General features: G+C 65.1%; 18 protein-coding genes. 6 read left to right on the forward strand and 12 right to left on the reverse strand.

The features are described from left to right. Position 1: 1 nt before the first annotated feature. From VGR99_RS06505 to VGR99_RS06515, 3 genes are all read left to right on the forward strand, one after another. The gene (locus tag VGR99_RS06505; protein ID WP_326897502.1) at positions 2 to 694 is read left to right on the forward strand and encodes an ABC transporter permease subunit; all 693 of its coding nucleotides are present in this window, start codon (positions 2 to 4) and stop codon (positions 692 to 694) included. 12 nt (positions 695 to 706) lie between these two features. Beyond that, complete coding sequence (locus tag VGR99_RS06510) at positions 707 to 1,438, forward strand: amino acid ABC transporter ATP-binding protein (protein WP_326897503.1); 732 nt, start codon at positions 707 to 709, stop codon at positions 1,436 to 1,438. 197 nt (positions 1,439 to 1,635) lie between these two features. Then, positions 1,636 to 2,496, forward strand: a complete 861-nt coding sequence (locus VGR99_RS06515; RefSeq protein WP_326897504.1) for a D-amino-acid transaminase — start codon at positions 1,636 to 1,638, stop codon at positions 2,494 to 2,496. 155 nt (positions 2,497 to 2,651) lie between these two features. Here the strand turns inward: VGR99_RS06515 and VGR99_RS06520 are convergent, their stop codons facing one another. The 3 genes from VGR99_RS06520 to VGR99_RS06530 all read right to left on the reverse strand — a co-directional run bounded on the left by VGR99_RS06520 (position 2,652) and on the right by VGR99_RS06530 (position 6,027). Then, the gene (locus VGR99_RS06520; RefSeq protein WP_326897505.1) at positions 2,652 to 3,113 is read right to left on the reverse strand and encodes a carboxymuconolactone decarboxylase family protein; all 462 of its coding nucleotides are present in this window, start codon (positions 3,111 to 3,113) and stop codon (positions 2,652 to 2,654) included. Positions 3,114 to 3,142: 29 nt separating this feature from the next. Then, a complete protein-coding gene (locus VGR99_RS06525) occupies positions 3,143 to 4,759 on the reverse strand; it encodes an MDR family MFS transporter (RefSeq protein ID WP_326897506.1) in 1,617 nt (538 codons plus the stop codon). A gap of 116 nt (positions 4,760 to 4,875) precedes the next feature. Further along, entirely contained in the window at positions 4,876 to 6,027 is a 1,152-nt protein-coding gene (locus VGR99_RS06530; RefSeq protein ID WP_326897507.1) for an HlyD family secretion protein, read from the reverse strand. A 142-nt stretch (positions 6,028 to 6,169) separates the two neighbouring features. Between VGR99_RS06530 and VGR99_RS06535 the strand changes: the two genes are divergently transcribed. Next, positions 6,170 to 7,081, forward strand: a complete 912-nt coding sequence (locus tag VGR99_RS06535) for a LysR family transcriptional regulator (RefSeq protein ID WP_326897508.1) — start codon at positions 6,170 to 6,172, stop codon at positions 7,079 to 7,081. Between the two features lie 228 nt (positions 7,082 to 7,309). Here the strand turns inward: VGR99_RS06535 and iaaH are convergent, their stop codons facing one another. Next, a complete protein-coding gene (gene iaaH, locus VGR99_RS06540) occupies positions 7,310 to 8,728 on the reverse strand; it encodes an indoleacetamide hydrolase (RefSeq protein ID WP_326897509.1) in 1,419 nt (472 codons plus the stop codon). A gap of 75 nt (positions 8,729 to 8,803) precedes the next feature. Continuing rightward, positions 8,804 to 12,253, reverse strand: a complete 3,450-nt coding sequence (locus VGR99_RS06545) for an indolepyruvate ferredoxin oxidoreductase family protein (protein ID WP_326897510.1) — start codon at positions 12,251 to 12,253, stop codon at positions 8,804 to 8,806. A gap of 153 nt (positions 12,254 to 12,406) precedes the next feature. On the opposite strand from VGR99_RS06545, the gene VGR99_RS06550 reads away from it, so the two are divergent. Then, entirely contained in the window at positions 12,407 to 12,862 is a 456-nt protein-coding gene (locus VGR99_RS06550) for an Lrp/AsnC family transcriptional regulator (protein ID WP_326897511.1), read from the forward strand. A gap of 123 nt (positions 12,863 to 12,985) precedes the next feature. Here the strand turns inward: VGR99_RS06550 and VGR99_RS06555 are convergent, their stop codons facing one another. The 3 genes from VGR99_RS06555 to VGR99_RS06565 are packed head-to-tail and all read right to left on the reverse strand — an operon-like array spanning position 12,986 to position 16,225. Beyond that, a complete protein-coding gene (locus VGR99_RS06555; protein ID WP_326897512.1) occupies positions 12,986 to 13,771 on the reverse strand; it encodes a fumarylacetoacetate hydrolase family protein in 786 nt (261 codons plus the stop codon). A gap of 12 nt (positions 13,772 to 13,783) precedes the next feature. Continuing rightward, positions 13,784 to 15,151: an LLM class flavin-dependent oxidoreductase gene (locus VGR99_RS06560; RefSeq protein WP_326897513.1), complete on the reverse strand. Its 1,368-nt coding sequence runs from the start codon at positions 15,149 to 15,151 to the stop codon at positions 13,784 to 13,786. A 21-nt stretch (positions 15,152 to 15,172) separates the two neighbouring features. Next, positions 15,173 to 16,225, reverse strand: a complete 1,053-nt coding sequence (locus tag VGR99_RS06565; RefSeq protein ID WP_326897514.1) for an Ldh family oxidoreductase — start codon at positions 16,223 to 16,225, stop codon at positions 15,173 to 15,175. A gap of 295 nt (positions 16,226 to 16,520) precedes the next feature. Between VGR99_RS06565 and VGR99_RS06570 the strand changes: the two genes are divergently transcribed. Further along, positions 16,521 to 20,636 carry a bifunctional diguanylate cyclase/phosphodiesterase gene (locus VGR99_RS06570; RefSeq protein WP_326897515.1) on the forward strand — a complete coding sequence of 1,372 codons (4,116 nt, stop codon included), beginning with the start codon at positions 16,521 to 16,523 and terminating at the stop codon, positions 20,634 to 20,636. On the opposite strand, the gene VGR99_RS06575 is transcribed toward VGR99_RS06570, so the two are convergent. From VGR99_RS06575 to VGR99_RS06590, 4 genes are all read right to left on the reverse strand, one after another. Next, positions 20,610 to 20,951 carry a hypothetical protein gene (locus VGR99_RS06575; RefSeq protein ID WP_326897705.1) on the reverse strand — a complete coding sequence of 114 codons (342 nt, stop codon included), beginning with the start codon at positions 20,949 to 20,951 and terminating at the stop codon, positions 20,610 to 20,612. The two genes, VGR99_RS06570 and VGR99_RS06575, sit on opposite strands and share 27 nt — an antisense overlap. A 232-nt stretch (positions 20,952 to 21,183) precedes the next feature. Next, positions 21,184 to 22,176, reverse strand: coding sequence for a UDP-glucose 4-epimerase GalE (galE, locus tag VGR99_RS06580; protein ID WP_326897516.1), 993 nt, complete (start codon positions 22,174 to 22,176; stop codon positions 21,184 to 21,186). Between the two features lie 19 nt (positions 22,177 to 22,195). Next, complete coding sequence (locus VGR99_RS06585; RefSeq protein ID WP_326897517.1) at positions 22,196 to 23,002, reverse strand: WecB/TagA/CpsF family glycosyltransferase; 807 nt, start codon at positions 23,000 to 23,002, stop codon at positions 22,196 to 22,198. Further along, positions 22,995 to 25,355 (reverse strand): exopolysaccharide transport family protein, encoded by a 2,361-nt coding sequence (locus VGR99_RS06590; protein WP_326897518.1) that lies wholly within the window; start codon positions 25,353 to 25,355, stop codon positions 22,995 to 22,997. The genes VGR99_RS06585 and VGR99_RS06590 overlap by 8 nt, the downstream gene beginning before the upstream one ends. Positions 25,356 to 25,631 lie beyond the last annotated feature (276 nt).

A 25,631-nucleotide genomic window follows, 5' to 3' on the forward strand; every position in this document is an offset into this window, starting at 1 on the left:
CATGCTCTCCAATTTCGATTTCGACGTCATCCGCCGCGCGCTGCCGTATCTGTTCTTCGAGGGCATGACCTTCACCTTGACGCTGACGGCGCTCGCCGCACTCGGCGGTCTGGTGTTCGGCACCGCGCTCGCGCTGATGCGGCTCTCCGGCTACAAGGTGCTCGGGCGCATCGCCGGCATCTATGTCGACTTCATGCGCTCGCTGCCGCTGGTGCTGGTCATCTTCTGGTTCTACTTTCTGGTGCCTTACATCGGGCAGTGGTTGACCGGCGCCTCGCGCCCGATCAGCGTCGGCGCGTTCGCATCCTCGCTCATCACCTTCATCATGTTCGAGGCCGCGTACTTCTCCGAGATCATGCGCGCCGGCATCCAGTCGATCTCGCGCGGACAGCCGGCTGCAGCCAACGCGCTGGGGCTGACCTACGCGCAGACCATGCGCTACGTCGTGCTGCCGCAGGCCTTCCGCAACATGCTGCCGGTCCTGATCACGCAGACCATCGTGCTGTTCCAGGACACCTCGCTGGTCTACGTCCTCTCGATCACCGACTTCCTCGGTGCCGCCAGCAAGATCGCGCAGCGCGACGGCCGTCTGGTCGAGATGTATCTGTTTGCCGCCGTCGTCTACTTCACCATTTCCTGTATCGCGTCTTTCGGCGTTCGCCGCCTGCAGTCGCGCATCGCCATCATTCGGTAGAGTGTATCGGTCATGATCGAAATCAGCCACGTCAACAAATGGTACAGCCCGACCTTCCAGGTGCTGACCGACTGCACCACCAGCGTCACCAAGGGCGAGGTCGTCGTGGTCTGCGGCCCCTCGGGCTCGGGCAAGTCGACGCTGATCAAATGCGTCAACGCGCTGGAGCCGTTCCAGAGCGGCGACATCAGCGTCGATGGCACCAAGGTCAACGATCCCAAGACCAACCTGCCGAAGCTGCGCTCGCGCGTCGGCATGGTGTTCCAGCACTTCGAGCTGTTTCCGCACCTCAAGATCATCGACAATCTCTGCCTTGCGCAGGAGAAGGTGCTGGGACGGTCGTCCGACAAGGCCGTGACGAAGGGCATGCAGCTGCTGGAGCGTGTCGGCCTGAAGGAACAGGCGCAGAAATTTCCGGCACAGCTTTCCGGCGGCCAGCAGCAACGTGTCGCGATCGCGCGCGCGCTCGCGATGGATCCGATCGTGATGCTGTTCGACGAGCCGACCTCGGCGCTCGACCCTGAAATGGTCAGCGAAGTGCTCGATGTCATGGTCGACCTCGCCCATGAGGGCATGACCATGATGGTCGTGACCCATGAAATGGGCTTTGCCCGGAAGGTCGCCAATCGCGTGATCTTCATGGACCGCGGCGAGATCGTCGAAGACGCCCCGAAGGACGATTTCTTCGGCAAGCCTCGCAGCGACCGCGCGCAAAAGTTCTTGTCGAAGATTCTGTCGCACTAGCTTCTCTGTCATTCCGGGGCGCGACGAAGTCGCGAGCCCGGAATCCATAACCACCATCGGGAGTATGGATCCTCAGATGCGCAATTGCGCATCATAGCTCGCGCTACGCGCGCCCCGGGATGACGAAGAGCAGGGTTTATCGGGCCCGGCAAATCTCCTATACCGGTGGGCAACCCCATTCCCCCAGGAGACCTGCCTTGGACTCGATCGCCTACGTCAACGGCTCATTCGTCCCGCTCTCGGAAGCCAAAATCTCGGTGCTCGACCGCGGCTTCCTGTTCGCCGACGGCATCTACGAGGTCTCGGCGGTGCTGGACGGCAAGCTGGTCGACAACGCCTCGCATCTGGCGCGGCTGGAGCGGTCAGTCGGCGAGATCAAGCTCAAGCTGCCGGAGACGGTCGAGCGCATCACCGAGCTGCAGAAGGAGCTGATCGCGCGCAACAAGATCGAGAGCGGTCTCGTCTATCTCCAGGTCACGCGCGGCGCCGACAAGGGCCGCGATTTCCCGTTTCCGAAGGGCGACGTCAAGTCGAGCCTGGTGATGTTCACCTCCGAGAAGGACATCGTCAACGCCGCGGTGGCCAAGACCGGCATCAACGTGATCACCGTGCCCGACATCCGCTGGGAGCGTCGCGACATCAAGAGCGTGGCGCTGCTGGCGCAGGTGCTGGCGAAGCAGGCCGCGGCGGAAGCCGGCGCCGGCGAAGCCTGGATGCTGCAGGACGGCTACATCACCGAGGGCGGTTCGTCGTCGGCGTTCATTCTGACCAAGGACGATGTCATCGTCACCCGCAAGAATTCCAACGCGATCCTGCCGGGCTGCACCCGCAAGGCGGTGATCGCGCTTGCCGAAGAACGCCAGCTCCGCGTCGAGGAGCGTTCCTTCACGGTCGCCGAGGCGCTCGCCGCCAAGGAAGCGTTCATCACCTCGGCTTCGTCGTTCGTGCAGCCGGTGGTCGCACTCGACGGCAAGACAATTGGCGACGGCAAGCCCGGCCCGATCGCGACGCGGCTCCGCGAGATCTATGTGGAGTTCGCCAAGGCGACGGCGGTCTAAGCCACACCCACCCCACGAGAGTGTCATCGCCCGCCTTGTGCGCTATTGCGCACTGGGGCGGGCGATCCAGTATTCCAGAGACGCCTGTTATTGAACCGAGAGGCCGCGGCGTACTGGATGCCCCGCCTTCGCGGGGCATGACAGTTGCGAATGTCTTACGCCACCGAGGCCTTCACCTTCACCGGATGCACCGCGCGGAACGCGATCGCGATCCTGTTCCAGGCATTGATGGCGCCGATCAGCATGGTGAGATTCACCGTCTCCGCATCCGAGAACTGTGCGCGAACCTGCTCGTAGACATCATCTGGCGCGTGCGTCTCGGAAATCAGCGTCACGGATTCCGTCCAGGCCAGCGCGGCGCGCTCGCGGTCGGTGTAGAGCGGAGATTCGCGCCAGGCGTTGAGCAGATAGATGCGCTGTTCGGTCTCGCCGCGCTTGCGGGCGTCCTCGGTGTGCATGTTGATGCAGAGGGCGCAGCCGTTGATCTGCGACGCCCGGATCTTGACGAGCTCGATCAGCGATTTTTCCAGACCGGTCGACTGGATCTGCTCCTCCAGCGCCATCAGCGCCTTCATCGTGTCGGGGGCGGCCTGGTAGAAATTCATGCGGGGTTTCATGGTCGTTCTCCTTGCTTGCGGGGTTGATCTCAATGGGCTCCGCCGGCCGACGCCTGGCCGGGCTTCTTCAGGAACAGGACGGCAGCGAGCGCCACGATCAGCGCCATGCCGAGCAGATAGAAGGTGTCGCTGAAAGCGAAGATGTAGGCCTGCTTCTGCACGGTGTGGCCGATCGCGACATAGGCGCGATGGGCGGCATCGGCACGGTCGAGCACGCCGTGATTGACGAAATACTGCGTGAGCTGTTCCAGCCGCGTGCGGGTGGCCTGTTCGAACACCGAGACCGACTGCATCAGCACGTTGGAGTGATATTGCTCGCGCTTGGTCAGCACGGTCTGGAGCAGCGCGATGCCGACGGCGCCGCCGAGATTGCGCATCATGTTGAACAGGCCGGAGGCCGAGCCCGCATTCTCCGGCTCGATGCCCGACGTTGCCACCGCCGACAGCGGCGCCATCACCAGCGCCTGGCCGATGGCGCGGACGACGTTGGGCCACAGCAACTGGTCGGCGGCGTAGTCGTTCGTCATGTAGATGTTCATGAAGTTCGAGGCCGAGAACAGCACGAAGCCGATGCCGATGATGATCCGCGCGTCGAAGCGCTGCATCAGCCGCGGCACCAGCGGGATCAGCAGGAGTTGCGGCAGGCCGGTCCATGCCAGCACCATGCCGATCTGCTCGGCATTGTAGCCCTGGATGCGCGACAGATATTGCGGCAGGATGAAGACCGAGCCGTACAGCGCGACGCCCAGCAGGAAGTTCGCGAGCATGCCGAAGCCGAAATTGCGGCGGACCAGCAGGCGCAGGTTCAGCAGCGGCTTCTTCACGGTGAGCTCGATGATCAGGAACGCAGTCAGGGCGACGGCCGCGATCACGCTCAGCTTGACGATGAAGGGCGAGCCGAACCAGTCGTCCTTGTTGCCTTCCTCCAGCACGGTCTGCAGCGCGGACAGGCCGATCGCCATGGTGATGATGCCGGCCCAGTCGCCCTCGCGCAGCAGCGCCAGCTTCATTGGCCTCGCGTCGAGCGCGTACCAGAGCATGCCGACCATGACCGCGCCCGGCACGAGGTTGACGTAGAAGATGTACTGCCAGCCGAAATTCTCGGTGAGATAGCCGCCGATGGTCGGGCCGATCGCGGGCGCGAACGTCGCCGACAGCGCGAACAGCGCGAGGCCGACCGGTTGCTTGGCGCGCGGCAGCAGCGTGATGATCAGCGTGAAGGCCATCGGGATCAGCACGCCGCCGGTGAAGCCCTGCACGGCGCGCAGCACGATCATCTGCGGCAGGTCCTGCGCCAGCGCGCAGGCCGCCGACAGCACCAGGAACAGGATCGCGTTGGTGAGCAGGTAGATGCGGATCGAGAACACCTGCGCGAGCCAGCCCGACAGCGGGATCACCACGATCTCGGCGATCAGATAGGAGGTCGAGATCCAGCCGCCGTCGTCGATGCCGGCGCCGATCGCGCCCTGGATGTCGGCGAGCGAGGCGTTGACGATCTGGATGTTCAGCACCGCCATGAACGCACCGAGCGTGGCGCCGATCACGGCAATCCAGGTCTTGGCGGAGACCGCCGGTGTGGCGGGCGCGGTAGGGGCGGGGAGGTTGGCGGCGGATGCAGCGTTGACGGTCGGTTGAAGCGTGCTCATGGAAGCCTCGTCTCGGTCTTTGAGACAGGATGCGTTAGGCGGATGGTTTCGATAATCAGGAAAGCCCTGGAAGGATTATCCGGCAGGATTTGAAAATCCTGCCGGGTCCTCCCGCGTCAGCTGCCGTTCGGGCGTGGCGCGTTATCTGCAACGCGCTTCGCGGTCTCCTGCTCCGCCACCACGGCCGCCTTGGTGTCGACGGTTAGCACCGCGGACATGCCGGGGCGCAGCAGTCCCGTGAGGCTGTGGTCGTCGAGCACGATCTTCACCGGCACGCGCTGCACGATCTTGGTGAAGTTGCCGGTGGCATTGTCGGGCGGCAGCAGCGCGAACTCAAGTCCGCTGGCCGGCGACAGGCTGTCGACATGGCCATGCAGCGTGCGATTGCGAAAACTGTCGACGCGCAGCTCGACCGGCTGACCCGGACGCACATGCGTGAGCTGCGTCTCCTTGAAGTTCGCGACGACATAGACCGCATCGAGCGGCACCACCGCCATCAATTGCGTGCCGGCCTGCACGTACTGGCCGACGCGTAATGAGCGGGCGCCGACCGTGCCGTCCACCGGCGCGGTGATCTCGGTATAAGACAGGTTCAGCGCGGCCTGCTCCGCGACTGCGCGAGCGCGTTCGAGCTGGGCCGTGGCCTGGGCGCGCTGGGTGGTGAGCACGTCGACCTTGCGCTGCGCGGCGACGAGGCCGGATTTGGCGTGCTGCAATTGCGCGTTGCTGGCGCGGAGTGCCGCGTCGGTCTGCTGCGCGCGCTGGATCGTGCCCGAGCCCGACTTCATCAGATCGTCGTAGCGGGCGCGTTCCTCCTGCGCGAATTTCAGATTGGCGTCGGCCGCCGCGACATCGGCGGTGCTCTGCTCGATGATGGGCTGCTGCAGCTCGAGCTGGGCGTCGATGTTGCGCACCGAGGCTTCGCCTGCGGCGACATCGGCGCGGGCCTGCTCGAGCGCCGTCTTGAAGTCGCGGTCGTCGATCGTGGCCAGCAATTGGCCGGCTCTGACCTTCTCGTTGTCGCCAACCAGCACCTTGGCGATGTAGCCGGAGACCTTTGGCGCGATGATCGTGGAATCGGCCTTCACATAGGCATCGTCGGTGGATTCGAGGTAGCGGCCGGTCTTCAGATAGTCGTAGCCGTAGTCGCTGGCCACAGCGATGCCGAGCACCAGCGCGAGGCCGATGGCCGCCCGCTTGATCGCCTGCCCGGACGGGCGGAGGCCGATTTTCTCATTGTTTTCAGTGACGTACGAAGCGTTCGACATGGCATCCTCGGCAATTCCCAACCGCCCCGATCCGAACGGGGCGCTGTTGATGGTGGCAAGATGCGTTGTCCCGGCTGTTGTGATAATCCCGGAAACAATGGAAGCATTATCCACCGAGAGTGGATAATTGGAGCCGGAGATCATGGACCGCTTCACCAGCCTCACAGCCTTCGTCCGGGTGGTCGAAAACGGCGGCTTTTCCGCTGCCGCCCGCCGCCTCAACATGTCGACGACCATGGTCAGCAACCATGTCCAGGCGCTGGAAGACCGGCTCGGCGTTCGCCTGCTCAACCGCACCACGCGCAAGGTGAGTCTCACCGAAATCGGCAAGGCCTATTACGACCGTTCGACCCAGATCCTCGCCGATCTCGAACAGGCCGACGATATCGCCGGCGAACTGCAGTCGGAGCCGCGCGGCACGCTGCGTATCCATGTCGCCACCCACATGGTGCCGTTCGTCGCACCGGTGGTGGCGAAGCTCCTGTCGCTCTATCCGGAACTGAAGATCGATCTGCGTATGGGCGAGGCCGACATCGACCTCATCGAGGAGGGCTATGACGTTGCCTTGCGCATGACCCCGCCGCCGGATTCAAGCCTGATCGTGCGGAGCCTCGCCACCTGGCGTCACGTGCTGTGCTGTTCCCACGATTATCTCGAGAAGCACGGCCGGGTGCAGAAGCTTGACGAGCTCACCACGCATAATTGCGGCCGTCACCTGAATTATCCGTTCGGCGACGAATGGCGCTTCTTCGATCGCAAGGGTGCACCGGCTTCGGTCCGCATCTCCGGCAGCTTCGTCACCAACAGCGGGGAAGCGCTGCGGAAAGTGGCGCTGGAGGGGGCTGCCGTCTGCCTGATGGCCGGATTTCTCATTCAGGATGATCTTGAAGCCGGGCGGCTGGTGCGCCTGCTGCCGGAATATCGTCCCGTCGAGATGTCGATGAACGCGGTCTATCCGCACCGGCATCATCTGTCGGCGAAGGTGAGGACCTTCATCGACACGCTGGTGCATCACAGCGCCGAGCAGCAGAAGCTGATCAATCCGTATTCGTGAGAATGTTGCTCCTCATCCTGAGGAGCGCGGAACGCGCGTCTCGAAGGATGAAGGCCCGACTGTGGCCTCGCCCTTCGAGACGCTTGCTTCGCAAGCTCCTCAGGGTGAGGGGATGGACATTCGTTCTGAGCCCGTAGGATGGGCAAAGGCGCACCGCGCCGTGCCCACGATCTCTCTCCATCATCGAAAATGGTGGGCACGCTTCGCTTTGCCCGCCCTACGGCAGCGTCAGCGCGGCGGCGGCAACCGCCCGAACACGGTGTCGAGCGCCATGCCGATCGCAAGCAGGCGACGGTCGCTCCCCGCGGAACTGTCCAGTTCAAGCCCGATCGGCAGTCTACTCGTCGCCCCCAGCGCGATCGGAATCTGGATGCCGGGAATCCCCGCATTGCTCCCAGGATCGGTGTTCTGGATGAACAGGCCGAAATTCTCGAGGCTGCTGGACTCCGGGTTGGAGGGAATCGCCACGCGCGGCGTGGTCGGGAAGGCGATGGCGTCGAGCTTGTTGGCGGCGAAGGTGTTGCCATAGAGCGCCTGAAGCGCGGGACGCGCGGACTTGATGGCGTCGTCGTAGATCGGCTTGGCGTCAACCAGCGTGCCGTCGGGGGCGGGCAGTTTTCGCGGGATCACCAGGCCATCATAGGTGCCCTTGACGTCGGCGCTGGAAATCTCGTTCGCGAGCGCCTCGATGCTGAGGCCGGTGCCGGTGTGCCTGAGATAGGCGACCAGATCGTCATAGGCCTCGTAGAGCGCGACCGGAAAGCTGACCTGGCTGTTGAGCTCGGCCAGTTGCGGCATCTCGATCTCGACAACGGTGGCACCCTGCGCCCCTAGCTTTGCGATTGCCGTCCGGAATGCGGCGTCGGTGTCAGCGTCGAGATTGGTCAGCATCGATCTGACGAGGCCGATGCGCACTCCCGCAAGATCCGCCGGCGCGATAGCATCACCGCCCGCGATGACGCGGTCGAGCAACGCGACGTCAGCCATGGTGGCGGCCATGGGGCCAGCGGTGTCGCGGGTGTGCGAGATCGGCGCGATGCCGGCTTGCGGATAGCGGCCGACGGTCGGGCGTAGCGAAGCGCATCCGTTCAGCGCGCCGGGCACGCGGACCGATCCTCCGGTGTCGGTGCCGAGGCCGCCGGCGACGATCCGTGCGCCGATCGCAGCGCCCGTCCCGGATGATGAGCCGCCGGCGATGAGAGTGCGATCATAGGCGTTGCGCACGCCGAACTCGGCGCCGGTCTTGAACGCGGTGTTGTAGCCGGAAATGCCGAAGGCGAGCTCGTGCATGCTGGTCTTGCCGATGATGACCGCGCCCGCAGCCCGCAGTTTCGCGGCAACCGGAGCATCGGCCTTCGGAACGTAGTTCTTCAGCGCCGGTGTGCCGGCGCTGCAGGGCAATCCCGCGACCTCGATATTGTCCTTGATCACGATCGGCACGCCGCCGAGCGGCTTTGTCTTGTCACCTGCTGCATCGAACGCAGCCGCCGCCCTCAAGGCGCCGGCCTCGTCCAGGGTGACGAAAGCATTGAGGTCGGCGCTGGCTTTGGCGCGGGCAAGAGCTTCCGTGGTGAGCGATGTGCTCGTGACTTTTCCGGCGCGGAGGTCGGCGGTGGCCTGGGTCAGGGTCAACTGGTCGAAATCCATGATGCCTCACCTGATTGCAGAGGCGCCGACAGGGCGCCCCTCAGGCTCCGAGGCTGAAGCCTTGCCGGCGCCGCGTCAACCGGAGGCGCGCTTCTTTTGTGTTACCGATGTCGTCGAATTCATGAGCAGCCGCTCGACCTCGGGCTTCACCTTGGCGATCGCGATGTCCTTCACCGGGCCATAGCCGCGGATCTCCATCGGAGCCTTGGCGATGGCGATGAGATCGGGCAGGCGCGCCGCATCGAGCTGTCCGAGCATGCGTTCGATCACGCCCTGATACCAGGCGATCAGCTCGCGTTCCGTGCGTCGCTCGGCGGTGTAGCCGAACGGATCGAACGGCGTCCCGCGCAATCGCTTCAAGCGCGCCAGCACCGCGAGCGGCATCTGGATCCATTGGCCGAACGCGCGCTTGCGCGGCCGGCCACGCGCGTCGCGTTCGGACGGCAGGAACGGCGGCGCCAGATGATATTGGACGCCAAAACCGTCCTCGAATTCGCGCTTGAGCTCGTCAAGGAAGCCGCTTTGCATGTGCAGGCGCGCGACCTCGTACTCGTCCTTGTAGGCCATCAGCTTGAACAGGGCGCGGGCGACAGCCTCGGTCAGCGCCTCGCTGTTCAGGGGAGCTTCGGCGCTGCGAACTTTTTCGATCATCGCGCGATAGCGCGCCGCATAGGCGCCGTTCTGATAGGCGGTGAGGAAATCGGCGCGGCGGGCGATGAGTTGGTCGAGCGTCTCGGCCTTTGGTGCTTCGTCCGTCTTCGGCAGAAAGTCCGGATCGGCGGCGGCAATCCGGCCCCACGCAAAAGCCTGCTTGTTGCGATCGACGGCGACACCGTTGAGCTCGATGGCGCGGAGCATCGCCTGCAGCGAGACCGGAACCAGCCCGCGCTGCCAGGCAAAGCCCAGCATGATGATGTTGGCATAGACGGCATCGCCGAGCAGCCGCTCGGCCAGCGCGTTGGCATTGATGGTGCCGAGATTGTCGTTGCCGATGACCTGCCGGATCGCACGCAGCCGGGCGGGCGAGGCGAGATCGGCATCGCGGAAGCGGACCACGTCACCGGTCGGCATCTCCGCGGTGTTGACCGCGGCGCGCATGCCGCGGTGATAGGTGCCGGACGCCTTTGGCGAGGAGCTGACGACGAGGTCGCAGCCGATCAGCGCATCGGCCGCGCCCTGGTCGATGCGCACCTGGTGCAGCGCGTCGGGGGAGGCGGCGAGGCGGATGTAGCTCAGCACGGGCCCGAATTTTTGCGCGAAGCCTGTAAAATCCAGCACCGAGACGCCGCGACGCTCCAGATGTGCGGCCATGCCGATCAGTGCGCCGACTGTGATCACGCCGGTGCCGCCAACGCCGGTCACGAGCAGGTCGTAGGGACGCTCGAGCATTGCAGGGGCCGGCAGGGGCAGTGTAGCGGCGCGGCCGATCGCGTCGATCTCGCTCGCGCTCTTCTTCCGGCGCGTCGCGCCTTCGACCGTCACAAAGCTCGGGCAGAAGCCGTTGAGGCAGGAAAAATCCTTGTTGCAGGCCGACAGGTTGATCTGGCGCTTGCGGCCGAACGGCGTCTCCTTCGGCTCGACGCTGAGGCAGTTGGATTCGACCGAGCAATCGCCGCAGCCCTCGCAGACGAGATCGTTGATGTAGGCAAAGCGCTTGGGATCGGCCATCTGCCCGCGCTTGCGCCGCCGTCGCTTCTCGGTGGCGCAGGTCTGCTGATAGATCAGGACGGAGACGCCGGGGATATCGCGCAGCTCGCGCTGCACGGAATCCATCTCCTCGCGCGGATGGATGGTGACGCCGATGGGGAGGTCCGCAGGCCGGAACTGTTCGGGATTGTCCGACGCCAGCGCGATGCGCTCAACGCCCTCGGCGCGGACGCTGTGCGCGATGGCGTGCACGCTGACGGGGCCGTCGACCGGCTGCCCGCCCGTCATGGCGACGGCATCGTTGAACAGGATCTTGTAGGTGATGTTGGCCTTGGCGGCGATCGCCTGCCGGATCGCCATCGAGCCCGAGTGATAATAGGTGCCTTCGCCGAGATTCTGGAAGATGTGCTTGTTGCCGGTGAATCGCGACGATGCCGCCCAGTTCACGCCCTCGCCGCCCATCTGGATCAGCGACGACGTTTCGCGATCCATCCAGCTCGCCATGAAGTGGCAGCCGATGCCGGCCAGCGCCTTCGATCCCTCCGGCACCTTCGTCGAGGTGTTGTGCGGACATCCCGAGCAGAAATAGGGCGTGCGCGTCGCGCCCGCGACGTTGATGGATCGTTCGGTCTCCGGGAGCAGTGCAGCGGCCCGCGCGGCGAGATTGAGGCCCGGAAACATCGGATCGAGCCGCCGCGCCAGCACGGACGCCAGCGCGCGCGGCGACAATTCGCCGATCCATGAGATCAGCCGCGCGCCGGTTTCGTCGTGCTTGCCGACCATGCGCTCGGGCTTGCTGCCGGGATAGTCGTAGAAATATTCCTTGAACTGGCTCTCGATGATGCCGCGCTTCTCCTCGACCACCAGGATCTCGCGCTTGCCCTTCACGAAATCCATGGCGTCATGCAGCGCCAGCGGCCAGACCATGCCGACCTTGTAGACGTCGATGCCGATGCGGCGGCAGGCGGCTTCATCGAGGCCCATCAGCCGCAGCGCCTCCATCAGGTCGAGATGCGCCTTGCCTGTCGTGACGATGCCGTAGGTCGCGCCGGGGATGTCGTAGATGTGGCGGTCGATCGGATTGGCTTTTGCGAAGGCGTAGACCGCGTGCTTCTTGGCTTCCAACCGCTCCTCGATCTGCGGGCCCGGCAGATCCGGCCAGCGATAATGCAACCCGCCGGGCGGCGGCGTGAACTCGGGCGTGCGGAACAGGCGCGGCGGACGCAGCGCGACGGATGCGGCCGACTCCACGATCTCCGAGATCGCCTTGAAGCCGACCCACATGCCGGAGAAGCGGCTCAGCGCGTAACCATATTCGCCGAACGCGAGATATTCGCCGACATCGGCCGGGTGCAGCGTCGGCATGAACCAGCTCATGAAGGCGACGTCGGACTGGTGCGGCATCGAGGAGGAGACGCAGCCATGGTCGTCGCCGGCCACCACCAGCACGCCGCCATGCGGGGAGGAGCCATAGGCATTGCCGTGCTTGAGCGCATCGCCGGAGCGATCGATGCCGGGGCCCTTGCCGTACCAGAGCCCGAACACACCATCGACCTCGCGGTCGGCCTGCGTCTCGACCTGTTGCGAGCCGAGCACCGCTGTCGCCGCAAGGTCCTCGTTCACGGCGGGGAGGAATTCGATGCGGTCCTGCTTCAGCCGTTGCTGGATGCGCCACAGCTCGAGATCGATGCCGCCGAGCGGCGAGCCGCGATAGCCGGAGATGAAGCCCGCCGTGTTGAGGCCGCGCGCCCGGTCGCGCCTCGCCTGGTCGAGCGCGATGCGGACGATGGCCTGCGTGCCCGTGAGGAAGACGCGGCCCTCCTCGCGGTCATAGCGGTCGGAGAGCTCGTAACTGTCGAGAGAGGGAATGGCGTCCATGGCGGACCTCGCGCGGCATCCTGCCGATAGGTGGAAGGGTATGCCTGGGAAGTTGGTAGGTCTTACCTATTTCTCCCGCACGAAATCGTTATTCGGTAGAATTTTGCAAAAAGAGGCAAAGTTTGGTAGATTCGATCAAACCGAGAGCCCTCCATGATCGAAGAGCAGGACACGCGGATTCTCACCCATCTCCAGAAGGACGGCCGCGCCACCAATCAGCAACTGGCCGACGAGGTCGGCATGTCCACCTCGGCCTGCTGGCGCCGGGTGCGGGCACTGGAAGAGAGCGGCGTCATCCAGGGCTACGCAGCGCTGGTCGCGCGCGAGCAGGCGGGCTTTGCAATGTCGGCCATCCTCCACGTGTCGCTGGAGCGGCATGACGCAAAGTTCGTCGACGAGTTCGTCTCCCGCGTCACCAGGCGCCGCGAAGTGCTGGAGTGCTTTGCGACCACTGGCGATGCCGACTACCATCTGCGCGTCGTCGTGCAGGACATGGTTGCCTACAACCGCTTCCTCGACGAGTTCATGTTCCGCATTCCCGGCATCCGCTATGTCCGCAGCAATGTGGTGCTGAAGGAGATCAAGACAGGCGTGGCGCTGCCGTTTTGAGAGAGTTTCGTGGGATGGGTAGAGCGATAGCGAAACCCATCAAGATCTATCCGAGACGGATCCTGGTGATGGGTTTCGCTGCGCTCTACCCATCCTACGGCAACTACAGCAACGGCACCTCCGCTACTGCCCCTCCCGCACAAACCTGTTCCGCAGCGTCCCGACACCGGTGATGTCGATCTCCACGACGTCGCCGTGCTTGATGTCCGGCGACGCTCCGTCGGTGCCCATCCAGATCACGTCGCCCGGCCACAGCGTGAAATATCTGGTCAGCTCGACCAGGAACGGCACCACGCCGAAGATCATGTCGCCGGTAGCGAAGCGGTTGGTCTCCTTGCCGTTGACCCGGACGATCGTTTCCATCCTGGCAAGATCAGCCTCGGTCTCGATCCACGGCCCCATCGGCTTGAACGTGTCGGCGTTCTTCGAGCGCCACAGGCTGCGATCGGCCTTCTGCCAGCTGCGTTCGCTGACGTCGTTGCCGATGGTGTAGCCGAACACGCAATCCATCGCGTTCTCAGCCGAGAGGTGCTTCACCTTCTTGCCGATCACGACGGCGAGCTCGCCCTCATAGTGGATCTTCTCCGTCGCAAAGGAGGGGATGACGACGTCCTCGTCATGCGCGATCAGCGCGTTCTGCGCGCGGTAGCCGATCTCGGGTCTTTCAGGGACGGCGGGCACCTCGCCGCGCTTGTCGGCGGCTTCCTTCAGGTGCTTGAGATAGTTCAGGCCGACGCAGTAGAACGTGCGCGGGATCAGCGGCAGCTCGATCTTCACCGCGCTGAGCGGATGCGTGCGCGAGGTGCGCTGCCATTCGCCGAACGGGTCGCCGTCGACCGAGATAACCTGGTCGCCCTCGACGATTCCCCACGAGGTCTTGTTCGAGGCGGTGAATTTCAGCCAGCGCATGATGTATCCTTGTTATTCCGCGGCGTCGCGCGGCTGTACTTTCCACGCGCCAGCGACGGGCCGCGTCAAGCCGAGATTCTCCCGCAGCGTCTTGCCGCGATACTCTCTCTGGAACAAGCCGCGTCGTTGCAACTCCGGCACGATGTGTTGCACGAAGTCGGCGTAGGAGCCGGGCACATAGGTCGCCGCGATGACAAAACCGTCGCAGCCGCGCTCGACGAACATCTCTTCGAGCTTGTCCGCGATCTCCTTGGGGCCGCCGACCATGGCGTCATGCACCTGGCCGCGACCGGAGAAGGTGACGAAGTCGCGCGCGCTCGGATTGCTCTTGCCTGATGTCTTCAGCACGCCGTCGCGGATGCCCAGAATGCCCTGCATGCTCGTCAGCTCCTCCGTCGTCAGCGGCTCGTCGAGACCCTTGGAGGCAAAGTCGTAGTTGAGCGCTTCGGCGAGCAGCGACAGCGCGTCGATCTCGAGCGGCAGCTTGTTGATCAGTGCCATCTTGTCTTCAGCCTCGGCCTTGGTCGCGGCGCAGACCGGCGTCGTCAGATTGCAGAGGAACATCTGATCGGGATCGCGGCCGGCTTTCGCGGCCTCGTTGCGCACGGCCGCATAGCCGTCCTTGGCGGCGGCGAGATTGCGAGCGGCGGTGAAGATCACTTCGCCCCAGCGCCCGGCAAAGCGCTGGCCGCGGCCGGACGCGCCCGCCTGGATGATGACGGGATGGCCCTGCTGCGAGCGCGGCACGGTGAAGGGACCGCGGGACTTGAAGGCGGCGCCCTTATGATCGAGCCGCTTCACCTTGGTCGGATCGGCAAAGCGGCCGCTCTTTTTGTCCATGATGAGCGCGCCGTCTTCCCACGTATCCCAGTGACCGAGCACGACCTCCATGAACTCGTCGGCCTTGTCGTAGCGGGAATCATGTTCGGGATGGGAGTCGCGCCCCATGTTGAGCGCCTCGCCGTCATTGAGCGAGGTGACGACGTTCCAGCCCGCGCGTCCGCCGGAAATCAGATCGAGCGTTGCGAAACGCCGCGCGACGTCGAACGGCTCGTAATAGGTGGTCGAGCAGGTCGCGCCCAGGCCGAGCTTGTCGGTGACCATGCCCATCGTGGTCAGCACGATCAGCGGATCCATCTTCACGCAGCGGATGCCGTATTCGACGGTGTGGGCGTGGTCGTTGCCGTAGCGGTCCGGCATCGCCAGCCGATCGTCGAAGAACGCCATGTGGAATTTGCCGGCTTCGAGAATCCTCGCGATCTCCTGGTAGTAATCCGCCGACATCGAATCGTCGCGCGAGTCCGGATGCCGCCAGGAGCTCGGCAAGTTGGTGCAGTTCTGCGCCTGGAGGAAGCCGACCAGTACCATCTGCCGATTCATGCTGCTGTTCTCCGGATTGCGTCAGGCCAGATCGAGGATCGTGTCGAGCCGGTAGTCACGCGCCAGCGCGCGCAGCTTCTCCCAGGTGGCATCTTCGATCTCGATGCCGTCGCGCAGGCGCTGCTGCTCGCGTACGCCCTCGATCTCGCCGGGATAGTAGACGCCCGCGCTGCCCTCGGACGGCGGGGTCGATTTCAGGTATTGCGCGAATTCCGCGACCTCGCACTTGAACTGCTGCAACGGGCGGAACGCGGCGACGTTGAACACCGCCATGAAGCAGCCGTCATTGTGCCGCCCGGTCGGCTCGACGCCGAATCCCAATCCGGTGAGCAGGCCGCACAGCACCTCGACCATGGCGGCAAGACCGCTACCCTTGTAACCCTCGGTGCCGCCGAGCGGCAGCAGCGCGCCGCCCTTGCGGTATTGCGTGGGATCGGTGGTGTGCCGCCCGTCGGCGTCGATGATCCATCCCGTCGGAATTTCCTCGCCGCGCGCGACCGCGAGCTGGATCTTGCCGGCCGCGACCGCCGAGGTCGCCATGTCCAGATAGAACGGCGCATCGAGATCGGACGGCACGGCGATCGAGATCGGGTTGGTGCCGAGCCGCGCCTCCTTGCCGCCGAATGGTGCCACATGCTTCGGCGAGCGGCCGGAATCCGCCGTCGCGATCCCGATCATGCCTTCGCGCATCGCCATCAAGGGATAAGCGGCGAGGCGGCCGACATGGCTCTGCCGGAATACGGTGCAGGCGGCGACATTCGCCGTCCTGGCCTTCTCGATCGTCAGCGCCATCGCCTTGGCGTTGACGTGGAAGCCGAACCCCCAATTTCCGTCGATCACGGTCGTGGTTGGCGATTCCTGGACGATGGTCCATTTGGCGCCGGGAACGATGTGTCCGGCCTTGATACGATCGATGTAGGTGGGAACCGCGATCACGCCGTGGGAATCGTGACCGGCGAGATTGGCGTTGACGCAGCCCGTTGCGACCGCGTCGGCCTCTTCCTCGGAAGCTCCGGCCGCCTGGAGCAGAGCGGCGCTGATGCGCGTGAGGCGGTCGGCCCTGACGATCGGCATGGCGTTTCCCCGGCATTGTGCCCTTAACGGGCTGCTTGTTGGGAGCCATCGTCTCAAAGCGCGGGCGCGATATCAATCTCCCGTAAACCAATACAGGGCTGCAAATTCGTAAAGAGAGCGCGCCTTTCGTCGACGATTCATCCCGCGCGGCGGCATTCCCGACAGTTTGGTGCGCCTCGTTCGCCGCTCGTTCACTTTGATGGAGGGTTTGCAGCGCGCAATAACGACCACTTAGGCGATCCCCGTTCATAAAGCACCCGGGAGAAATCGGCAGAAATGCCCGGGAGTTGAGATCGTGCCGACGACACTCGCGCGCACCTTTGCGGCGTTGAGCGCCATCAATGAAGCGATCCTCTACGCGAAATCGCCGGACGAGCTGTACCAGAAGGTCTGCGACGCCGGGTTTTCGAGCGGGGATTTCTTGGCCGTGGCCGTGTTCCTGGTTGGCCCGGACGGAAGGCGGTTGCGCTTTGCGGCCGGTTGCGGCGAGGACGTGGCGCGCCTGCGCGCGATCGAGATCACCACGGAAGACGGCACGCCTGAGGGCTCCGGCGTCGGCGGCGAAGCCTTTCGCAGCCGGAAGCTCTGCATCAGCAATGACTATCTGAACGATCCGCGCTCGCTGGCGTGGCGCGAGGGCGTGGCGAAAGCGCATATCGGTGCGGCGGCAGGGGTGCCGCTGTTATGCAGCGGCGAGAGCGTCGGCGTGCTGTTCGTGACCCGCAGCGAGGCCGGCTCGCTTGACGCGCAGATGGTGTCGCTGTTCGAGCGCATGTCGGCCAATGTGTCCTATGCGCTTGAGAATTTCGCGCGCGAGACCGCCCGGCAGAGCAGCGATCGGGCGACGCGGCGGCTCAACCGCATGTTCGGTGCGCTCAGCGCCACCAACGAGGCCATTCTGCGCGCCAAGACCGAGCAGGAGCTCTACCAGCTCGTCTGCGATGCCTCCGTGCATGGCGGCAAGTCGCTGGCGACCTTCGTCCTGCTCAAGGAGCAGGATTCGCATTGGCTGAAGCCGGTCGCCGGCACCGGCGAGAATCTGGAGATCGTGGCGCGGACCCATTACTCCACCGACCCCGAGAATCCCTACGGAGGCGGGATTTCAGGCGAAGTGTTCCGGACACAGAAGCCCATCGTCGAGCGCGATCTCGCGCGCCGCACCAAGGGAACAGCGTGGGAGCAGGCCAATATCAACACCGGCGTCGCCGCGGTTGTCGCGGCGCCCTTGATCAAGCATGGCCGAAGCATCGGCGTGATCCTGTCTTTCCTCAGCCAGTCCTGGGCCAGGGACGAGGAAATCGTCGGGCTGATGCTGCGTATCGCGGAGAACGTCTGCTTCGCCATCGACAATTTCGACCGTGAGGCCGAGAAGGCACGGATCGCCGCAGAGGAAGAGCGCCTCGCGCGCATGTATGCGGCGCTCAGTGCGACCAACGAGGCGATCCTGCGCGCACACTCGCGGGCGGAGCTGTTCGACCTCGTCTGCGAAGCGACGGCGAAGGGCGCCAAGTTCACTTCGGCCAACATCGCGCTGGTCGATCACGAAGCCGAGCTGCTTCGCGTCGTCGCCTGCTATGGGCCGAACGCGGATATGGTTCGGAACTTCAAGTTCTCCACCTCAGATCAAATTCCCGAGGGGCGGGGGCTCACCGGCACCGCCTTCCGGACGCGCCAGCCCTGCATCAGCAACGACGTGCTGTCCGACGACCGGATCAAGCCCTGGCAGGCCAATGCCCGCCGCAACGGCATCGGCTCCTCCGCGGCGCTGCCGCTCTTCAACGGCGCCCGCGTCGAAGGCATCTTTCTCTTCAACTCGCCGGAGCGCGGCACGTTCACGCCCGAATTCGTCGAGCTGCTGCAACGGCTGCAGGCCAATGTCGCCTTCGCGCTCGAGAATTTCGACCGCGCGGATGAAAAGGCGAAAGCCGAGTTGCAGCGCAATCGCCTGCGCGGCATGCTGGAGGCGCTGAGCGCGACCAACGAAGCGATCATGCGGGTGAAGACCCGCACCGAGCTGTTCGAGGCGGTCTGCGACGCCGCTGTGCTCGGCGGCACCTTCTCGTCAGCCACCATCGCGATGGTGGATCTGAGCGGACGCAATCTCGACATCGCCGTCACCAAGGGCGAATGCCGCCATCACGTCGAAAAGTGGCGCTTCGCGACCTCTGCCGACGAGCCCGAGGGGCGGGGACTGGCCGGAACCGCATTTCGCACCGGGGCACCCTGTGTTTCCAACGATCTGCTCACGGATGCTCGCGCGACGCATTGGCGCCGGGTCGCGCGGGATCAAGGCACGAAATCCGGCGGTTGCTTCCCGCTGCTGAAGAACGGAACCGATGCCATCGGAATCCTGCTGTTCCTCTCGCCGGATGAAGGCACGTTCACGCCGGACCTGATCCAGCTGCTCGGGCGCCTCGCGGAAAACGTCTCCTTTGCGCTCGACAATTTCGACCGGGCCGAGGAGCGGGCGCGAACCGAGGCGCAGAAGGAACGCCTGAGGCGCATGTTCGCGGCGCTGAGCGCCACCAACGAAGCGATCGTGCGCGCCAAGTCGCGCAGCGAGCTGTTCGAGCTGGTCTGTCAGGCCGCCTCCACCGGCGGCAAGTTCACCTCCACGACCATTGCGCTTCTCAGCGCCGACAGCGACCAGCTCGCGATCGTCGCGGCCGCGGGGCCGTCCGCCGAGACCACTCGCAATGTTCGTCTCTCCATCGACGCCGACCGGCCGGAAGGCCGCGGCATGAGCGGCACGGCGTTCCGCACGCGGCAGCCCTGTGTCAGCAACGACTATGTCAACGACAGCCGCGTCAGCGCCTTCCATGCCGTGCTGCAAGGCGACGGCGCGCGGTCAGGCGCGGCGTTCCCGCTGATCACCCACGACAAGGCTGTCGGCGTCATGATCTACATGTCGACCGAGCAGGAAACCTTCACGGTCGAGTTCGTCGAGCTGCTGCAGCGTCTCGCCGACAACGTCTCCTTCGCGATGGAGAATTTCGATCGCGCCGACGAGAAGAACCGGGCCGACGAACGGATCGAATACCTCGCCTCGCATGACAGCCTGACCGATCTGCCGAACCGCGAGACCTTCAACGGGCTGCTGCGCGAGGCGATCGACGAGGCCCAGCGCCACGATCGCCGCTTTGCGGTGCTGTTCATCGATCTCGACCGCTTCAAGGTCATCAACGATTCGCTTGGCCACGAGGCCGGCGATCTGCTCCTGCTCGAGGTCGCGAACCGGCTGCGTGGCGCGCTGCGGGCGAGCGACGTCGTTGCGCGCCTCGGCGGCGACGAGTTCGTGGTGATCCTCGACCAGTGCGGCGAGATCGACGACGTCCAGCACATCGCGACCGGGCTGCTGACGGCGCTCGCCGAGCCGATGGAGCTCGCCGGCCACGAGTGCCACACCACGGCTTCGATCGGCATCGCGATGTATCCGGCCAACGGCTCCGATGCGCAGACGCTGACCAAGAATGCCGACATGGCGATGTATCTCGCCAAGGAGGACGGCAAGAACGGCTATCGCTTCTTCTCCAAGGAGGTGAAGACGCAGTCGATCGAGCGGCTGTCGCTGGAAAGCGCGCTGCGCCGGGCGCTGGAGCGCGAGCAGTTCTCACTGAACTACCAGCCCAAGGTCGACATGGAGACCGGCCAGATCACCGGCGTGGAGGCACTGTTGCGCTGGACCCATCCCGAGCTCGGCAACGTCTCGCCCGCGCAGTTCATTCCGCTCGCGGAGGAAACCGGGCTGATCGTGCCGATCGGCCGCTGGGTGCTGAACGAGGCCTGCGCGCAGGCGATGGCCTGGCAGCGCCGCGGCCTGCTGCCGCTGTCGATGGCGGTGAACCTGTCGCCGCGGCAGTTCGCCGACGAGCATCTGCTGCAGGATGTCGACGAGGCCCTGGCGGCCTCCGGCATGTCGCCGGTGCTGCTGCAGCTCGAGGTCACCGAGAGCATGATGATGCGCAATGTCGGTCGCGCGCTGAAGGTGCTTGATGCCATCCAGAGCCGCGGCATTCGCCTTGCCATCGACGATTTCGGCACCGGCTATTCCTCGATGTCGCTGATGAAGCACTTCCCGATCGACACCATCAAGATCGACCGCTCCTTCGTGCGCGACCTGCCGCAGGATTCGGAGGATCAGGCCATCGCGCAGGCGATCATCAGCATGGGCAAGGCGCTCGGCATGACGGTCGTTGCCGAAGGCGTCGAGAACGCCGAGCAGGAGGCATTCCTGCGCACCCATGGCTGCGACGAGATGCAGGGCTTCCTCATCTCCAAGCCGCTGCCGGCCAGGCAGATGGCCGAGCTGCTGCGGCCGATGGTTCTGCCGGTGGCGCCGCCGCTGCAGCCCGAGCCGGACCTTGCCGCGAAGGAAGCTGCGGCGTTACGGCTGAAACGCGCTGTCGTCTGACGGCAGTGGATGAAGCTCGCGGACCTCGTGGTCTGCGCCTTCTGCAATGCTTGGAAAATCCTGCGGCCCGGTCAGCGAGGTCTGCTCGACGAACAGCGACAGGATCGTGCGCGCGCCTTCGGCGAAGCTCGTGCCTTCGTTCAGGCCAAGCTCGGCACACCATGAGCAGCTCATCGGCTCCTGGTCGTCGACCACCGCCATAGCAGGTCCCCACCACCAGGCAGGCGCGGGCGAGCGCTCGTCCGTGGGTACGACATGCCAGCGGACGAACTCATCCATCACGCGCTCGAACTCCAGGCGTGCAGCCTGATGCATGTGGTCGAAACTCCTGAGAATCCGCGCCTGATGACAGGCCGGCGCGCGGATCTGATCATGGCCTTGACGCTCGGAAAAATCGGCTCGCGCCAAATGGGCCGAGCCATGCATCCCGACCTCATCGTCGGCGATGCCAAAGAATGCGGCCGTTGGCGATACGCCAACGGCGGCGGTGAACATGCATTCTAGCCGTTTGGGGGCACGGCAGGCAAGGTACGGATGTTACGGTTGCTTAACGGGCCTTAAGCGGATGCGCCTTCTGGTGCCAGGCCCAGGCGGTGCGGATCACCGTGGCGAGGTCGGAATGGCGCGGTACGAAGTTCAGCACCTTTCGCGCGGCCGAGGCGTCGGCGACCAGGTAGGTGGGATCGCCGGCCCGGCGCGGCTTGACCGTGTGCGGCACCTCGCGCCCGGTCTCCTGCCTGATGGCGTTGAGGATCTCGCGCACCGAGAAGCCGGACCCGGTGCCGAGATTGAAGCTGCCGCCGGCATGTCCCTGTTCGAGCAGCTTCAGTGCCGCGACATGTGCGGCGGCGAGGTCGGTGACGTGGATGTAGTCGCGGATCGCGGTGCCGTCGGGCGTGGCGTAGTCGTCGCCGAACACGGCAAAGTCGACATGCCCCTGCAGCGCCATCATCGCACGCGGAATGAGATGCGTCTCGTTGTCACGCAGCTCGCCGATGCCGCCGGCGGGATCGGCGCCGCTGGCGTTGAAATAGCGCAGGCAGAATGCGCCGAAGCCATAAGCCGCGCGATAGTCGACGAGCATCCGCTCGATCATCCATTTCGAGGCGCCGTAGGGATTGATCGGTGCGCAGGGGAAGTCTTCCGGCAGCGCCTTGGAATCGGCATTGCCGTAGACGGCGCCGGTCGAGGAGAACACGATGCGATGGCAGCCGGCATTCCGCATCGCCTGGAGCAGCGACAGCGTGCCCTGGACGTTGTTGATATAGTATTTCTGCGGGTCGGTCATGGACTCGCCGACGAGGCTGGCTGCCGCAAAATGCATCACCGCCGTGATCTTGTGGTCGGCGAAGGCGCGCGCCAGCGCCGCGCCGTCGAGCAGATCGCCCGTCACGAGCTCTCCGGCAACGAAACTGCGATGACCTGTTGTGAGATTGTCGTAAACGACGGGCCGATAGCCGGCGGCGGTGAGGGCGCGGCAGGCATGCGAGCCAATATAACCCGCGCCTCCTGTGACGAGGACGGTCGGTCGGTCGGTCATGTCGTAATCTACTCTTCTCTCAGCGATTGAAGGGCCGTTGGCGGCTGAACAGAAGATAGATCGCGCGGGGACTGGTGGTCAAATAGCGCCAGAACAGGCGGCGCGGCTCGAGCCAGGTGCGCCAGGCCCATTCGAGACCGATATTCTGCATCCATTGCGGCGCGCGGGACCGGCTGCCCGACAAGAAGTTGAACAAGCCACCGGATGTCTTGATGACGCCAACATTGGTCAGTAGCGGCGTATATTCCTCGACGAATGCCTGCTCGCTGGGCACGCCGAGCGCAACCCAGAGATAATCCGGGGCGAGCGCGTTGATCTCCTCGACTTTCGCGCGCAGGGCGTCGCCGCGCAGATAGCCGTGGCTGTAGCCGACGATCTTGAGGTTCGGATAGAGCTTGCGAACATTCGCGACCGCGGCAGCGTTCTCCTCCTCGCTGGCGCCGAACATGTAGAAGGTGCGGCCGATCGCTTCGGCCTTGCGCGCGACGTAATGGAACAGGTCGGTGGTCGCGACGCGCTCGGGCAGCGGGAACCAGGATTGCAGTTTCGAGGCGGCCACCAGCGGCTGACCGTCGGCATTGATCATGTCGGCGGCGCGGAACAGGCGTTCGGTCTGCGGCTCGGTCGAGCAGCGCGCCAGCACCTCGCCGTTCGCCGAGGTCAGGTACAGCGGACGGCCGATGCGGTTGTCGGGATTGGTGGCCTCGATCATGAAGTCGGCGGTCGCTTCCAGGTCGAGTGCGGCCATGCGCAGGCCGCCGACCGTGATTCGTGGCACGTCGGCGGTTGCGGCTCTGCCTTCCGGGTTGATGCGGCGCTCAAGCATATTGTCTGCCTCCCTGGCGCGCTTGGGTTGTGGGAGTGAGCTCGTCGAGCACGACGCCGACGAGTTTGCGCTCGGCGCGGCCGAGCATGCTCAGGATTTCTTCCAGGCTGTCGTTGATGTCCGTGCTGGTCGGCAGCACTGCCACCAGCGCGTCAGTGTCGTCGAGCAGCTTGCGGCTGCTGGCTGCAAGCGGCATTGCGGGGCCGTCGAGGATGACGAGATCATAGCCGCCGGCGGAGCGCGCCTGCGCAATCGCCTTGCGGATGGCCTCGGCGGCCTTGCCGGCGTCGCCCTCGGCCGCCGGCAGCACCGAGATGCCGTTGACCGTCTTGATCTCGCGTGCGGCCTTGCTGCCGATCGAGAGCCAGCCACGCGCGCTCGGCTCGCTCTTGCCGGGGCGATTGACCTTGTTCGAGAGCGGGTGAGCCTGATGGTCGGCATCGATCATCAGCACGCGGACGCCGTCACGCGCGGCCGCGAGCGCGAAATTCAGTGCGGTTACGCTGCGCCCGGTGGTCTCGCCCGTACCAAGGAGCGCGATCACCGGCATCGTCTTGCCACCGGCACGCCGGGCGACCGCGGCGCGCATGTCGCGCCAGGCATTGAGCAGGCTCGTCAGAGGGAAGCCGGGGCGCAGCGTCGGCCAGCCCAGCCGTGTCAGGTCGACGCCGCCGCCGGTGGCGAGAATGGCGCCCAGCGTATGGATGACGTCGGCCTCCTGGAGGCGCGCGATCAGCGGCTTTTCGATCAGGGGCCGTTCGCCCATCGACGGTTGCAGCGGTGGCGCGGCAACTTCCGGCTGCGCCTCTGCAACTTCGGGGGCGCGCGAAGCCGGCTGCGGCCGCGGGGGCTCGGCAGCCCGCGGCGTCTCCGGGGTGCGGGGAGCCTGCGGCGCCGGCGTGCGTTCGCGGCGGGCCGGCGTGGGCGCACCGGCGAACAGCAGCTCGGCGGCAACGAACCAGCTCGACGCTGCGATCGCGCCGAAGATGAAGCCGATCATGGCGAACAGGCTCATCGCCGGCGGGAACGAGCGCCGCTGCGGTACCGTGGCCTCGCCGATGACGCGGGCAGCCGACGTGTTCAGCGTCTCCTGCTCCTCGGTCTCGCGCGAGCGCTTGAGGAAGGACTGATAGACGTCGCGGCTGGCGTCGGCCTCGCGCTCGAGCTCACGCAGGCGGACAGCCGCTTGGCTGAGCTGCACGCTCTGCCGCTTCTGCGCTTCCAGCGCCCGGTTGAGCGAGGCTTCGTAGTCGCGGGCCCGCGTCAGGTCGTTCTTGGCCGACTGGGCAAAGCGATCGATCTCTTCGCTGATGGTGCGCTTGAGATCCTCGACCTGCTTCTCGGTCTGGCGCAGCGCCGGATGGCGCGGGCCGAGCTCGCTCGTCTGCTCCGCATATTTCTTGCGGGCATCGGCATATTGTGCACGCAGATTGGCGATCGTCGGCGATTGCAGTGCTTCGGGAATCGCGCCGGCATCGGCTGCCGTGCGCCGGCTCGCCTCGATCTGGTCGAGCCGGGCCTGTGCGTCCATCGTCGCCGCGCGGGCCGCGGAAAGCCGCTGGTTGCTGGAGGAGAGCTGCTGGTCGCTGATCAGCGCGTCCTGGGTGCCGACGAAATTGTTCTGGGCCTTGTAGGTGGCGAGCGCGGTCTCGGCGTTGCGCAGCCGCTCGCGCAGCTCCTTCAGCCGGCCGGAGAGATCGTTGGTGGCGCGACGAGCGGCCGAAGCCTGCGAGTTGCGGGATTCCGCGAGGTAGGCGCTGGTCAGCGTGTTGGCGAGCATCGCCGCCTTCGCCGGATCGGTCGACCAGACCTCGATATCGACGATGAAGCTCTTCTCGGTCTTGCGGATCGTGATGTGCCGGTTCAGCGCGTCGAGCGCCGCAAGCTGCACTTCCTTCGTCTCCGCCGCGGAGGGCGCGCGGGGCTGCAGACCGATCAGGCCGAGCAGCGACGACATCAGCGACCTGGCGTCGCCGCCGCCGAATTCGGGATCCTTGTCGAGACCGGCCTGCTGGATGACCTGGAGCAGCACGCTGTTGGAGGTGATCAGGCGCGCCTGGCTCTCGACCACCATGGACATGCCGGAGACGTCCTGCGCGCGCGGCGTGAGCTCGCGGTCGACGAGCTGGAGCTCGCGTGGGTCGACATAGAGCTGGGCGGTGGCAGTGTAGCGTGGGGTCAGGCTCTTGCCGACGGTGACCGCCAGCGTCGCGCCGAGCAGGGCGGCGGCCGCAATCGCGATCTTGCGACGCCAAAGCAGATTGACCAGCTCCAGCACGTTGAAGCCGGCCTGAGGCGCCTGCTGCGGGGCCTCCGGTTGGGCCCGATCTATCGGCTGGCTATAGTCAAGCATGATCCCCAGCTTCCATTCCAACTGCCGCGGGCTGAGGGGTTACTCTTCGCTTTACGCCACGCACCCGGGATATAGGTGCCCAATCAACGCAACAGGGAAAATTAACCATACTCATTGAGGGACTATTCACCGAAATGGCAAACAAAGCGTTTAAACGCATGCCACAGTTCCACGCGTCGCCGTGACGCCGTCGATACCGGGGTCTCGCAGAGATTAACGGTTCGTTACCGCGCGCAGCGTCACCGCGAGACTTCGCTCGTTGCTCGGTGGATCGCG

This window comes from Bradyrhizobium sp., assembly GCF_035935975.1.
Classification (GTDB): Bacteria; Pseudomonadota; Alphaproteobacteria; order Rhizobiales; family Xanthobacteraceae; genus Bradyrhizobium.